Below are 12,399 nucleotides of genomic sequence, written 5' to 3'. Positions count from 1 at the left end.
TACGCAAAAAAAGGGTGACTTAGCACCCTTTGATCATTAACAAACCATTACGCCAGTTGACGTAACATGCGGCGCAATGGCTCCGCAGCTCCCCAAAGCAGCTGGTCACCTACGGTAAAGGCTGACAGGAACTCCGGTCCCATATTCAGTTTACGCAGACGACCTACTGGCGTGGTCAACGTGCCGGTAACGGCCGCTGGGGTTAACTCACGCATGGTGATTTCACGATCGTTTGGTACTACTTTCGCCCACGGGTTGTGCGCCGCCAGCAGTTCTTCCACGGTCGGAATAGACACATCTTTTTTCAGTTTGATGGTGAACGCCTGGCTGTGGCAGCGCAGCGCGCCGACGCGCACGCACAGACCATCAACCGGGATCACGGAAGACGTGTTAAGAATTTTGTTGGTCTCCGCCTGTCCCTTCCATTCTTCTCGGCTCTGACCGTTATCGAGCTGTTTATCGATCCACGGAATCAGGCTACCGGCCAGCGGTACGCCGAAGTTCTCAACCGGCAGTTCACCGCTGCGGGACAGCGTCGTCACTTTACGTTCGATATCGAGAATAGCAGAGGACGGCGTCGCCAGTTCATCGGCCACATGACCATACAAATGGCCCATCTGAGACAACAGCTCGCGCATATGGCGTGCGCCGCCGCCAGAAGCAGCCTGATAGGTCGCTACAGATACCCAGTCGACCAGGTCGTTGGCAAACAGGCCACCGAGGGACATTAGCATCAGGCTAACGGTGCAGTTACCGCCGACAAAAGTTTTAATCCCTTTATTCAGGCCATCAGTGATGACATCCTGGTTAACCGGATCGAGGATAATGATGGCATCGTCTTTCATGCGAAGCGAAGAGGCCGCGTCAATCCAGTAACCCTGCCAACCGCTTTCACGAAGCTTTGGATAGATTTCGTTGGTATAATCGCCGCCCTGACAGGTCACGATGATATCGAGCGCCTTCAGCGCGTCCAGATCATAAGCGTCCTGAAGCGTGCCGGTCGCGGTTCCACCGAACGTCGGTGCCGCCTGCCCGAGCTGGGAAGTAGAAAAGAAAACAGGGCGAATGGCGTCGAAGTCACGCTCCTCAACCATGCGTTGCATGAGAACAGAGCCGACCATACCGCGCCAGCCGATAAAACCAACATTTTTCATAGCGTTTTTTTCCTGCAGAGATGTGTGCTGTGTATGTATGCCAGTGTCCTGGTGGCATATCCTTCACCATACAAAATGCAGCCAAAGTCGCAAGTGAAATTAATCAATGATAGCGAAGCCATCAGTAATGCGACTTATCCCGCTGCGCAAGCAAGCAGAAAGTCCGCGGTAATTATCAGGGAATTTGACTTATGAGTGAAATCATTTCTGCAGCAGTTTTATTGATTCTGATTATGGATCCGCTTGGAAACCTGCCCATTTTCATGTCCGTATTGAAACATACCGAACCAAAACGCCGCCGCGCGATTATGATTCGCGAGCTGTTCATTGCGCTGTTGGTGATGCTGATATTCCTGTTTGCGGGCGAGAAAATTCTGGCATTTCTGAATCTGCGCGCGGAAACCGTGTCGATTTCCGGGGGCATCATTTTGTTCCTGATTGCCATTAAGATGATTTTCCCCAGCGCCACCGGGAATAGCGCCGGACTTCCGGCGGGTGAAGAGCCGTTTATCGTTCCGCTGGCGATCCCGCTGGTAGCGGGTCCAACAATCCTGGCTTCATTAATGCTGTTGTCGCATCAGTATCCTAATCAGATGGGGCATCTGGTAATCGCCCTGCTGATCGCATGGGGCGGTACGTTTGTGATTCTGTTGCAGTCGTCGCTGTTTCTGCGTCTGCTCGGGGAGAAAGGGGTGAACGCGCTGGAGCGCCTGATGGGGCTGATTCTGGTGATGATGGCAACCCAGATGTTCCTCGATGGCGTACGGATGTGGATGAAGGGGTAACCGTTTTGAAGCTGGAGAACATGGCATTTCAGAGAACGATTCCGTTCACGTTATGTTCATTGCTTCTCTGAGATCTCGTCACCAGTGAACGTGTTAAGGGGGCTACGCAGCCCCCTTAACAATCCCGGCTCCCGGCAGGAAAATTGCCACTTCGTGGTTCCCTCCACTTATTCCTCCAGTCTACCGGGCCGGGCGCGAGGCAGCGTCCATGCAAAACGCGCCCTGAACCCGCATCCCTGCGGGTTCTCCCGGCCTTACGGAAACGCGTCGGCAATTTTCAGCCGGACCAGCCCACACCTGACCACCTGAGCGTTTACTTGAATACCTCTGAACAGCAAAACGGATATAGCTGAAAGCCAGAGCGCTGAAGCGACACCCTGGTCCGGCTGAAAATCGATGAGGTGTTGACGGCTGACCGGGTCTGCCCGCAAGGATGCGGGCAGAGGGGACGGCCTGCATGGATGCAGGCTCGGCCCCGACCCGACAGGCAGACGGAATAAGACGAATAACTCGCGCAGCGACGATTTTCCCGCCGGGAGCCTGGGTTGCAAGGGAGGCGGCGGTGAGCCTCCCTTGCACGTTCACGGGCATCAGCGCTTCAGAGAAATGACACCACTGAGGTGAACGGAACCCTGAGCAATAATCACATGTTCACCCTACATGCTCAACTGAACGGCATTGCACTGTAATACCATGTATTCCTTATGCTTTTAAACCGCTGAGAAAACGTATTTTCATTTCTGCGAAGCGCCTTCCGGAATACCCTCTTGCCAGCATCGCGGATAAGCATTATCTTCTCGCTGCACCTGCAAAATCAGGTGCCAGAATTAGCCTTCTGAACGCCTTCAGAGACTGCCCTATGGCGACGCCCCCTCTCTTTTCACACTCTTTATTTACCCTGCCCTTTAGCCATGCCACGGACTTCACCGAACTGGCGGATAACTGCGAGCGTGTTGTTGAAGGGCTGGTTGAATGTCATGACCCGTTTTCCCCTTTTCGAGCCTGAAACAGACCAGATGGGGCGTTACTGCCAGCTTTTGACGCATTTACTGATGAGCAAAACGCTTTCTGATGATATGGAGCGAGTAGCGGGTGATTTGCTGCAGGATTTGGTGGGCTATTTCGCCGACACGCTGAAAGCGCCGCGCTGGTTGAAAACCGAGGATGGTATGATGGTGCTGTAAAAAGCCGGGTGGCGCTTGCGCTTACCCGGCCTACGATGCGGATGTGTGCTCGTTTCCAGGCCCGGTAAGCGCAAGCACCACCGGGCAACAAGACTCAGCTCAACAGCTGGAAAGCAATCATACCGACAATTGCGCCGACCGTGCCGAGGATGGTTTCCATCATCGTCCAGGTCTTCAGCGTTTGTGCTTCCGTTGCGCCGGTAAATTTACCGAACAACCAGAAACCGGCGTCGTTAACGTGGCTGACCACGATCGAGCCGCCTGCGATACAAATAGACAGTGCTGCCATCTGCGCACCGGAGAAGTTTAGCTGTTCAATCACCGGCATCACCAGACCGACCGCCGTTAAGCAGGCCACGGTCGCGGAACCCTGAATGATACGCACCGCTGCCGCCAGCACGAAGCAGGTAATGGCAATCGGCAGACCCATTCCGGTTAATGCTTCGCCCAGCGCTGGACCGACGCCAGAATCAACCAACACCTGTTTAAACACGCCACCTGCACCAATCACCAGCAGGATAATCCCCGCCGGTTGCAGCGCGTGGCCGCAGATCTCCATCACTTTGTCTTTTGGCATACCCTGGCGAATCGCCAGACCGTAAATCGCCACCAGACACGCTACCAGAATCGCAGTAAACGGGTGACCGATAAACTCAAACCATTCATAAGTTGAAGAACCAACCGGCACAAAACGCGCGGCGATGGTTTTCAAACCAACCAATACCAGCGGCAGCAGGATCAGCGACAAGCTAAAGCCGAAGGACGGCATTTTACCTTCGCCCAGATGCGGCTCGGTAATGTCATCAGGAATGTTCAGCTCAACGTAACGGCTGATGAAATTCCCCCACAACGGCCCGGCGATAATCATGCCCGGAATCGCGGCACACAGGCCAATCAGGATCATCCAGCCAAAGTCAGCGTGCATCTGCGAAGCCAGCAACATCGGCGCTGGCCCTGGCAGTAAAAACGCCGCAGCTGCCGCTACGCCTGCAAACAGCGGAATGACTAATTTAACCAGGTTGGTACCGGTGTGACGCGCCATCGAGAACGCTACGCTAATCAGCAGCACAATTGCCACCTCAAAGAACAGCGGCAATGCACAGATAAGCCCGGCCAGGCCAATCGCGTAATGTGCGCGACTGTGACCGAAGGATTTCAGCATTTTGACGGCAATTTGATCGACTGCGCCGGTCTCATGCAAAATCTTGCCGAACATCGCCCCCAGTGCCACCACGATCGCCAGGAAGCCAAGCGTGCCGCCCATCCCCTTTTCCATGGTTGCCGCGATTTTATCGAGCGGCATACCGGAAAAGAGACCTGCACCAATAGACACCACCATCAAAGCAAGGAAGGCGTGCATACGCGCCTTCATCACTAAAAACAGCAGTAATAAAACGGACCCTACTGCTGTTAAAACAAGCGTTAATGTACTCACTACTTACTGCCCTGGTTAATAACCTCAATGGTGCTGGCGACCACACCGTCCAGTGGCTGATCGATATCGACCACCAGTACATCGTTTTCATTCGCACCCGGTTCTTCCAGCGCTTCAAACTGAGTTACCAGCATCTGCGTTTTGAAGAAGTGGCCTTTACGTGCTTTCAGGCGGCTTTCGATAACGTCAAAATCCCCTTTCAGATAGATGAAAGAGAGGTTCGGGTTACCGTCGCGCAGCTGGTCGCGATAGACTTTTTTCAGGGCGGAACAGACGATCAGCGAAACCTTGTTGGTACGCTGCATCGCAAAGGCGGCGTCATTCAGCGCCTGTAACCACGGTTTACGGTCGTCATCGTTGAGTGGCTCACCAGAAGCCATTTTCATGATGTTGCTGCGCGGATGGAGAAAATCGCCATCAAGAAACGCGGCCTGCAGTTGATGCGCCACTTCACTGGCTACAGCAGATTTACCGCTGCCCGATACGCCCATCAGAACGTAAACGTGGTGATCATGATTAGTCGTGCTCAAAGCGTTGCCCCCACTGGTACAAGAATCTGGAAATTGTTACGGGTAACTGTTATCGGTAACATTGTCCAGCCGGATAAATAGAGAAGCAATATCCATTCGTGCTCGAAGTGTATAAGTGTGAGCTACTTCAAACTTGTTGGCTTAAATAGATCCGCCCGGTGACAAGGTGAAACCTAAATCTAACATTTTAGGTGTGACTGCTTCACCACGGATGCGCGCCAGCAGACGTTCAGCGCCAATGCTGCCCATGCGTTCACGCGGCGTGAGCACGCTCGCCAGACGCGGCTCCATCACCTGTCCGATGTCGTGACCGTGGAAACCGGCAATCGCCATATCGTCAGGAATTCTCAGCCCTAAACGCTGGCATTCAAAGGCCGCCCCTACCGCCAGGTCATCGTTGGTACAGAAGACGCCATCAAGCTGCGGGTATTCACGTCGCGCCTGACGGATGAGTTCAATACCGGACGAATAGGAGGAAGATTGTTCCACCATCACGCTATATGGCACCAGACCGGCATCATGCATGGCCTGCTCGTAGCCTCTCTGTTTGATGATAGTACGTTCATCAAGACGTGCGCCAAGATAGGCAACATGACGATGCCCGCGGGCAATGATCGCCGCAGTCATTTGGCGCGCAGCTTCGAAGTTGTCAAAGCCGACGGCAATATCCAGACACGGAGACTGGCTGTCCATCAGCTCAACCACCGGGATACCGGCGACCTCAATCATTTTCAGGGTACGAGGCGTGTGGCTACGCTCGGTGAGGATCAGACCGTCGATATTCCACGACAGCATCGACTCCAGACGCTCCTGCTCCATTTCGGGTTTATAACCGTAGTGCGCCAGCATGGTCTGATACCCATGGGCGTCGGTAACGGCCTCAATGCCGCGTAATACTTCAGCAAAAACCTGGTTGGTGAGAGAGGGCAACAGAACGCCGATAGCGCGGCTGGTGGCGTTGGAAAGGATATCAGGAGCGCGATTGGGAATATAACCCAGCTCATCAAGTGCAGCGGCAATTTTGCCCCGCAGCGCCACGGAGACCTGCTCCGGATTACGCAAAAAGCGGCTGACCGTCATTTTGGTCACGCCCACGCGGTCGGCTACATCCTGAAGTACGGGTCTTTTCTTTTTCATCGTCCTGAAGCGTTAAAAAGGGATAGATTTCCCCAGTTTACCACGGACGCATGGAATTAATGACAAACGATGAAAAGCCGGATGTCGACGCTTTCGCGTCTTATCCGGCCTACAAAGGGTTACAGCACGTTAGACTGGCGGCAGATCAAACAGTAACACTTCGCTGTCGCTGTCGGCATGAATAGAAATTGCCTGTTCATCCCAGATTGCCAGGCCATCGCTGGTAGTCGCTTTAGTTCCGTTAATGGTGACGTTGCCTTTAACGACCTGGATCCAGACGCGACGTTCAGCGGCAATCTGATGTACCGACTGCTCATCTTTGACCAACGCCCAACGGTACAGCTCCATATCCTGGTACACTTTCAGCGAGCCATCACGAGCATCCGGCGACAGCACCAGTTGTTTACCCTGAGCGGCATCGAAACGACGCTGTTCATAGCGCGGCGTAATACCGTTCTCTTGCGGCATGATCCAGATTTGATACAGATGCAGCTTCTCAGTATTGCTCGGGTTGTACTCCGAGTGACGGATCCCCGTCCCGGCGCTCATAATCTGGAACTCACCGGCAGGAACCTGCTCTTTGTTACCCATGCTGTCCTGATGTTCTACCGCGCCTTCCAGCACGTAGGTCAGGATTTCCATATCTTTATGGGGGTGAGTGCCAAAGCCCTGGCCTGCGTCAATCACGTCATCGTTAATCACGCGCAGTGCCGAGAACCCCATAAAATTCGGGTCATAATAGTTGGCAAAAGAGAAGGTATGCCAGGAATCGAGCCAGCCATGATTCGCATGACCACGGTCATTAGCTTTGCGTAAATAGATCATTGTGTTCACCCCCAGATGTTTTCGATGGAGTAAGTGTGGACTCAATCTGCCTGGGATCATAGAGGGTGAAAATTGACTCCTCTGTTCAAAAAATATGAACAAGCCCAGAGGAGTCTGTGCAAGCTATTTGGCGAGGGTTATCGTCGCCGGAGATGCCTGTTCAAAGGCGCGTTCGAGAAGTTCCAGGTTGGTAAGAACTTCAGATTCCTTGACGTAATTAGGCGTACCGGCGGTCAGCGTCTGGTATAGTGCATCATAGACGCGACCATAGTCCCCTACTTCCGGTTTCATCTCTTCTTTTATCGTCAGGCCGTCATCGTTAACGTACTCCAGTACCCCGATGGAATCGTCAGCAGCGAAACCTGGATCACCCGGCATGATATTGGCCTTCAGGCTGGTTTCCTGCTGGTCGATGCCGTACTTCACAAACGAGCCTTTGGTGCCGTGAATGATAAACTTCGGATAGTCGATTTTCACCAGATGGCTGGTTTTAACAATGGCTTTCAGGTCACCGTAGAACAGTTGCGCTTCAAAGGTGTCGTCCGGGTTCGCTTTATTACGCAGGCTGCGAATGTCATAGGCCACGTGTTCAGGGCGACCGAACAGCGAGATAATCTGGTCCATAGTGTGTACGCCCAGGCCATAAAATGCGCCGTCCTGCGGCAGTCCCGGCTTAGTTTCCGCCTCGGGACGGTAGTAATCAAAATGGCTTTCAACCTCAACAATTTCGCCGAGTTTACCGCTCTCAATCGCCTTTTTAGCGGTTAGGAAGCAGGAGTCAAAACGACGATTCTGATACGGCGTAACGGTCAGCCCTTTGCTTTGCGCCAGTTCGAACAGCACTTTTGCTTCTGCCAGCGTCGGCGTGAACGGCTTCTCAACCAGCACGTTTTTACCCGCCTCCAGCGCACGTTTGGCGTAGTCAAAATGGCTGTCAGCATGGGTACAGACGATCACTAACCTCACCTGCGGATCGTTTAAGATCTCGTCGAGGTCGCTGGTGAAGTGAATATGCGAATACTGCGGCGCCTGCTCTTCCGGCCTGGCGTTACGGCGGAAAATGTGCGCGACATGCCAGCTACCTTTACGGTTGAGGACGTAAGGCAAATGGTAGCGAGTGGTACTTTTACCAAAACCAATAAATGCGCAGTGTAAGGTCATGAGACAGTCCTTTTGAAGATGATTGTCTACACCATAGCGCAAAGCGGCTGGAGACTGAATGTTGGATTCTTTGCCGGATGGCGTTTGAACTGCACCACAGGTGCGACAGGATCGGCCGTCGGCGTCGCAGGCAGTTTGTTCACGGCAAGCGCGCAGGGCCCGGAGCGTACTAAATGTACGTGAGGAGCACGAGCACTTCCCGGGGGCAAAATGGCAAGTAAGCCAGGCAGACACAAAACCCCAAAAAAAAGCCAGCAAAAGCTGGCTAAAGTAATACTGGAAGCAATGTGAGCAATGTCGTGCTTTCAGGTTCTCCATAGGGGTTCCCCTGAATGCAGAGCAATAATAATCATTCTCATTCGCACTTGTCTACTTCTTTTTGCAAAAAAATGCAGTTGACGGAATTTTCTTTCTCAGCGAGGGTAAAGACTCAATTAACCCTGAAGGAGATAAGGAATGAGTGAGATAGTGATTCGCCACGCTGAACCTAAAGATTACGACGCAATTCGTCAGATCCATGCCCAGCCGGAGGTGTATCACAACACGCTACAGGTTCCTCATCCTTCCATGGAGATGTGGCAAGAGCGACTAACCGAACGGGTCGGAATCAAACAACTGGTCGCGTGCATTGATGATATCGTCGTCGGACATCTCTGCATCGACGTTGCTCAGCGCCCCCGCCGCAGCCATGTCGCCGATTTTGGTATCTGCGTTGATGCCCGCTGGCAGAATCGCGGCGTTGCCAGCGCGCTTCTCCGTACGATGATCGACATGTGCGACAACTGGCTGCGCGTCGACCGTATCGAGTTAACGGTGTTTGTTGATAACGAACCTGCAATTGCGGTCTATAAAAAGCATGGCTTTGAGATCGAAGGGACAGGTAAGAAATACGGACTGCGCAACGGCGAGTACGTGGATGCGTATTTTATGGCGCGTGTGAAATAATGTTGAAGGGCGAGTCATCTCGCCCTGCTTATTGAAAGGACGCAATAGTGAAAAAGTTTGTTCCCCTGGTTTTACTGGCCTCGCTCTCTCCAGCTTTCGCCACGACCGTACAAAATCTCGATGCTGTCCCCGGCGCTATTCAACATCCTGAAGGTAAACAGATTTTTGCTGAGCAAATGGCAGGGGCAACACCTGCGAAAGGATTTGGTGAACTTCCGCAGGGATTATCAGAGAACCAGTGGATTGGCTGGGTTGCGCCAAACGAAAATCCTAATAATCTGATCCTCACCGGCGCCAAAGCCTGGGGCAAAGACGGAAAATACATTGGCGTCGCCTGTTTCGCAGACAATCAGGCCGATGCCGGGCAGGCAAAAAAGTACGCGGATAACACCTGTCCGGAAAACTACAGCAACGGACGCGCCAATAAATTATATCTCGGCGTTTTTTCCTGGCAGAACCAACAGCTAGTGCCTATTGCCCGCTCAGAAAAACCGTTAAACCAGATCTCGGCGTGGAATAAAGCCGCCGATAAAGAGAGCGATGATGAGTCCGTCAGACCGCTGGCTTATTATACAAAATTGGATCTGGCACCGTACCGGATCGCTCCCGATACTCTGGCGTTCGGGGTGCGCGGTGGCTACTCTGAGGCGTATTCAGGCGGCGGCGCATTTTATGAAGTGCTGGAGTTGTACACGATCAAAGACAACAAGATAATCAACGTGTTTTCCGACCTTGTTTATCAATATCAGGACATCGCCGGAGACTGGAACCAGGACGGAACGCGACAGCACGACATCAGCGAGAGTAAGTACATCCTGAAATTGCGGTCAGCAAAGACGCAGGGATTTTATGATTTGGAGGTCGTTAACCTGCAGGATAAAAGCAGTCACATATTTCGCTGGTCCGAATCACTGCAACAGTATGTTCCTTAACGAACTAATAAGGCCTACAACTTTCAGAGCGTTGTAGGTCATTATCCTTTATTTCCCCGCCGTTAAATCCAGAAGCGGAATTGCCATCCAATCCTGACATAAAGTTGTTGATTACGGCTCATCCCCCAGCGTTACCTTGAGGCTAACAACCATCTGAATCATAGGACTATTCTACTTATTATCTTCATCGATATTTTTCGTGACTTTAATAAAATTAATATTTCATTTTTGTTTTTTTTTGGTTTCTGCCATCACTTTATGGTGACAATCACAACAATATACTTCACCTGGGATTAACTTAACCACGGTGAGGTAAAAAATGAAATTTGAACGCCATCATAGAATATTGAAAGAACTCAGTATTTCGGGAGTTGTAAAAGTTTCCAATCTGGCGAAAAGTCTCAAGGTAACAAAAGAAACTATTCGCTCAGATCTCAATGAACTTGCCGGACAGGGATATCTCACTCGCTGTCATGGTGGTGCATTTATTACCCTTGACTCTCTTGATAACGTTGCAAAAAACGAAATTGCTTATGTGCTGGAAAAATATGAATCAGCACAAAAAATAAAAAAAGGTCTCTCTGCCATGAAAAATAATGTATGTGTTATTGGCTCCTTCAATGTTGATATTATAAGTTACCTACCGAGGCTACCCTCGACAGGCGAATCATTACTTGCCGATAATTTTATTTTTTCGCCAGGCGGTAAAGGATGTAATCAGGCATTAGCGGCAAGCTATGCCGATTCTGATGTACATTTTATTACTAAAGTAGGGTCAGACCATTTTAGCGATTACGCCATTAATTTTATTAACTCATCAAAGATCCATAAAAGTGTTATCTATCAAACAAAAGAAACACAAACTGGCACAGCCACCATCATGGTGAATGGGGACACCGGAGATAACGTCATCGCTATCTATCCCGGTGCGAACATGACAATTTCCCCTGATGAAATCACCATACAAAGAGAAGCCATTATTCATTCAGATATTGTTCTTGTACAGCTGGAGACAAATTACGAGGCGCTTCACCAAACAATTCGAATCGCGCAGAAAAATGATATCCCTGTCATTATCAATCCAGCACCATACAATGAAATGGTCAATACCATTATTGATAATATTGATTATATTACGCCAAATGAAACCGAAGCTGGTCTGCTGGCAAATATGTCCGTCAATGATATTGAGTCGGCAAAAAGTGCGGCAAAGATTATTCATCAGAAAGGCGTCAAAAATACCATTATCACCCTAGGGAGCAAAGGCTCCCTCGCTTATGACGGAACACAATTCATCTATTCCCCGGCGTTCCCGGCAGTTGTAAAAAATACCGCTGGAGCGGGCGACGCCTTTAATGGCGCTCTCGCATCAGGCCTTGCTAAAGGAAAATCACTGGCATCCGCATTGTGCTATGCCAGCGCATTCGCCTCACTTGCTGTTGAAACACCCAATGCCTCTGACATGCCAGAGAACGATTCTGTTCTTCATCGCATTCAGGGTTCAAATTATAAACAAACTATCTCGACTCACTAAATCAAGGAGCAGACTATGAATAATACGCAGAAAAAATTAAAGGTGCTCTTTATTGGAGAATCCTGGCATATTCACATGATTCATTCAAAAGGCTATGACAGTTTTACCTCCAGTAAATACGAAGAAGGTGCCACATGGTTACTTGAATGCCTAAAGAAAGGCGGAGTGGAAGTTGATTATATGCCTGCTCACACCGTACAAATCGCTTTTCCAGAAAGCGTTGATGAGCTAAACCGTTACGATGCCATTGTCATTAGCGATATCGGCAGCAATACGTTCCTGTTGCAAAACGAGACGTTCTATCAGCTAAAAATAAAGCCGAATGCTCTGGAATCAATTAAAGAGTACGTCAAAAATGGTGGTGGACTGCTCATGATTGGCGGCTATCTGTCATTTATGGGTATTGAGGCCAAGGCCAATTACAAGAACACCATTCTTGCCGAAGTCCTGCCAGTTATTATGCTAAACGGCGATGACCGGGTGGAAAAACCAGAGGGTATTTACGCTGAGGTAGTCTCGCCTGAACATCCTGTTGTTAACGGATTCTCAGACTACCCGGTATTTCTTGGATATAACCAGGTTGTAGCCAAAGAAGATACCGATGTCGTATTAACCATTAATAATGATCCATTGTTGGTGTTCGGTGAATACCAACGGGGCAAAACCGCCTGTTTTATGAGTGACTGCTCACCACACTGGGGAACGCAGCAATTCATGTCCTGGCCGTTTTATACCGACCTGTGGGTTAACACGCTTCAATTCATTGCCAGAAAATAA

At 50.7% G+C, this 12,399-nt stretch carries 11 protein-coding genes and 1 pseudogene; 6 read left to right on the top strand and 6 right to left on the bottom strand.

What is annotated here, in order from left to right; translation table 11 throughout:
* Nucleotides 1-47 precede the first annotated feature (47 nt).
* A complete protein-coding gene (gene asd, locus OGY15_RS12475) occupies nt 48-1,154 on the bottom strand; it encodes an aspartate-semialdehyde dehydrogenase (RefSeq protein WP_286539406.1) in 1,107 nt (368 codons plus the stop codon).
* Nucleotides 1,155-1,345: 191 nt separating this feature from the next.
* On the opposite strand from asd, the gene yhgN reads away from it, so the two are divergent.
* Both yhgN and OGY15_RS12465 read left to right on the top strand, forming a co-directional pair.
* Nucleotides 1,346-1,939: an NAAT family transporter YhgN gene (yhgN, locus tag OGY15_RS12470; RefSeq protein ID WP_151224134.1), complete on the top strand. Its 594-nt coding sequence runs from the start codon at nt 1,346-1,348 to the stop codon at nt 1,937-1,939.
* An 859-nt stretch (nt 1,940-2,798) separates the two neighbouring features.
* Nucleotides 2,799-3,123 (top strand): annotated as a pseudogene (locus OGY15_RS12465) (hypothetical protein).
* Nucleotides 3,124-3,217: 94 nt separating this feature from the next.
* Here OGY15_RS12465 and gntU read toward each other — a convergent pair.
* The 5 genes from gntU to OGY15_RS12440 all read right to left on the bottom strand — a co-directional run bounded on the left by gntU (nt 3,218) and on the right by OGY15_RS12440 (nt 8,211).
* Entirely contained in the window at nt 3,218-4,558 is a 1,341-nt protein-coding gene (gene gntU, locus OGY15_RS12460) for a gluconate transporter (protein WP_003023477.1), read from the bottom strand.
* Nucleotides 4,558-5,088, bottom strand: a complete 531-nt coding sequence (gntK, locus tag OGY15_RS12455) for a gluconokinase (RefSeq protein ID WP_003023475.1) — start codon at nt 5,086-5,088, stop codon at nt 4,558-4,560. Before gntK ends, gntU begins: the two co-directional genes overlap by 1 nt.
* 141 nt (nt 5,089-5,229) lie before the next feature.
* The gene (gntR, locus tag OGY15_RS12450) at nt 5,230-6,225 is read right to left on the bottom strand and encodes a gluconate operon transcriptional repressor GntR (protein ID WP_106107687.1); all 996 of its coding nucleotides are present in this window, start codon (nt 6,223-6,225) and stop codon (nt 5,230-5,232) included.
* A 129-nt stretch (nt 6,226-6,354) separates the two neighbouring features.
* Nucleotides 6,355-7,050, bottom strand: coding sequence for a quercetin 2,3-dioxygenase (gene yhhW / locus OGY15_RS12445; protein WP_003023472.1), 696 nt, complete (start codon nt 7,048-7,050; stop codon nt 6,355-6,357).
* 123 nt (nt 7,051-7,173) lie between these two features.
* The gene (locus tag OGY15_RS12440; RefSeq protein WP_286539401.1) at nt 7,174-8,211 is read right to left on the bottom strand and encodes an oxidoreductase; all 1,038 of its coding nucleotides are present in this window, start codon (nt 8,209-8,211) and stop codon (nt 7,174-7,176) included.
* Between the two features lie 456 nt (nt 8,212-8,667).
* Here OGY15_RS12440 and yhhY point away from each other — a divergent pair, with 456 nt between their 5' ends.
* From yhhY to OGY15_RS12420, 4 genes are all read left to right on the top strand, one after another.
* On the top strand, nt 8,668-9,156 hold the full coding sequence (gene yhhY, locus OGY15_RS12435) for an N-acetyltransferase (protein WP_151216880.1): 489 nt from the start codon (nt 8,668-8,670) through the stop codon (nt 9,154-9,156).
* Nucleotides 9,157-9,203: 47 nt separating this feature from the next.
* Nucleotides 9,204-10,088 carry a hypothetical protein gene (locus OGY15_RS12430; RefSeq protein ID WP_187259962.1) on the top strand — a complete coding sequence of 295 codons (885 nt, stop codon included), beginning with the start codon at nt 9,204-9,206 and terminating at the stop codon, nt 10,086-10,088.
* Between the two features lie 319 nt (nt 10,089-10,407).
* Nucleotides 10,408-11,622, top strand: a complete 1,215-nt coding sequence (locus OGY15_RS12425; RefSeq protein ID WP_187253810.1) for a PfkB family carbohydrate kinase — start codon at nt 10,408-10,410, stop codon at nt 11,620-11,622.
* Nucleotides 11,623-11,637: 15 nt separating this feature from the next.
* The gene (locus OGY15_RS12420) at nt 11,638-12,399 is read left to right on the top strand and encodes a glutamine amidotransferase (RefSeq protein WP_187253811.1); all 762 of its coding nucleotides are present in this window, start codon (nt 11,638-11,640) and stop codon (nt 12,397-12,399) included.

The organism is Citrobacter sp. Cu231 (assembly GCF_030332265.1).
GTDB classification, from domain to species: domain Bacteria; phylum Pseudomonadota; class Gammaproteobacteria; order Enterobacterales; family Enterobacteriaceae; genus Citrobacter; species Citrobacter meridianamericanus.
Note: the sequence above shows the minus strand (reverse complement) of the source record. Positions and strands in the feature narration are given on the sequence as shown.

Excerpts from the sequence above, each read along its gene's own strand:
- asd (WP_286539406.1), bottom strand. The coding sequence starts at position 1,154 with ATGAAAAATGTTGGTTTTATCGGCTGGCGCGGTATGGTCGGCTCTGTT.
- yhgN (WP_151224134.1), top strand. The coding sequence starts at position 1,346 with ATGAGTGAAATCATTTCTGCAGCAGTTTTATTGATTCTGATTATGGAT.
- gntR (WP_106107687.1), bottom strand. The coding sequence starts at position 6,225 with ATGAAAAAGAAAAGACCCGTACTTCAGGATGTAGCCGACCGCGTGGGC.
- yhhW (WP_003023472.1), bottom strand. The coding sequence starts at position 7,050 with ATGATCTATTTACGCAAAGCTAATGACCGTGGTCATGCGAATCATGGC.
- OGY15_RS12440 (WP_286539401.1), bottom strand. The coding sequence starts at position 8,211 with ATGACCTTACACTGCGCATTTATTGGTTTTGGTAAAAGTACCACTCGC.
- yhhY (WP_151216880.1), top strand. The coding sequence starts at position 8,668 with ATGAGTGAGATAGTGATTCGCCACGCTGAACCTAAAGATTACGACGCA.
- OGY15_RS12425 (WP_187253810.1), top strand. The coding sequence starts at position 10,408 with ATGAAATTTGAACGCCATCATAGAATATTGAAAGAACTCAGTATTTCG.
- OGY15_RS12420 (WP_187253811.1), top strand. The coding sequence starts at position 11,638 with ATGAATAATACGCAGAAAAAATTAAAGGTGCTCTTTATTGGAGAATCC.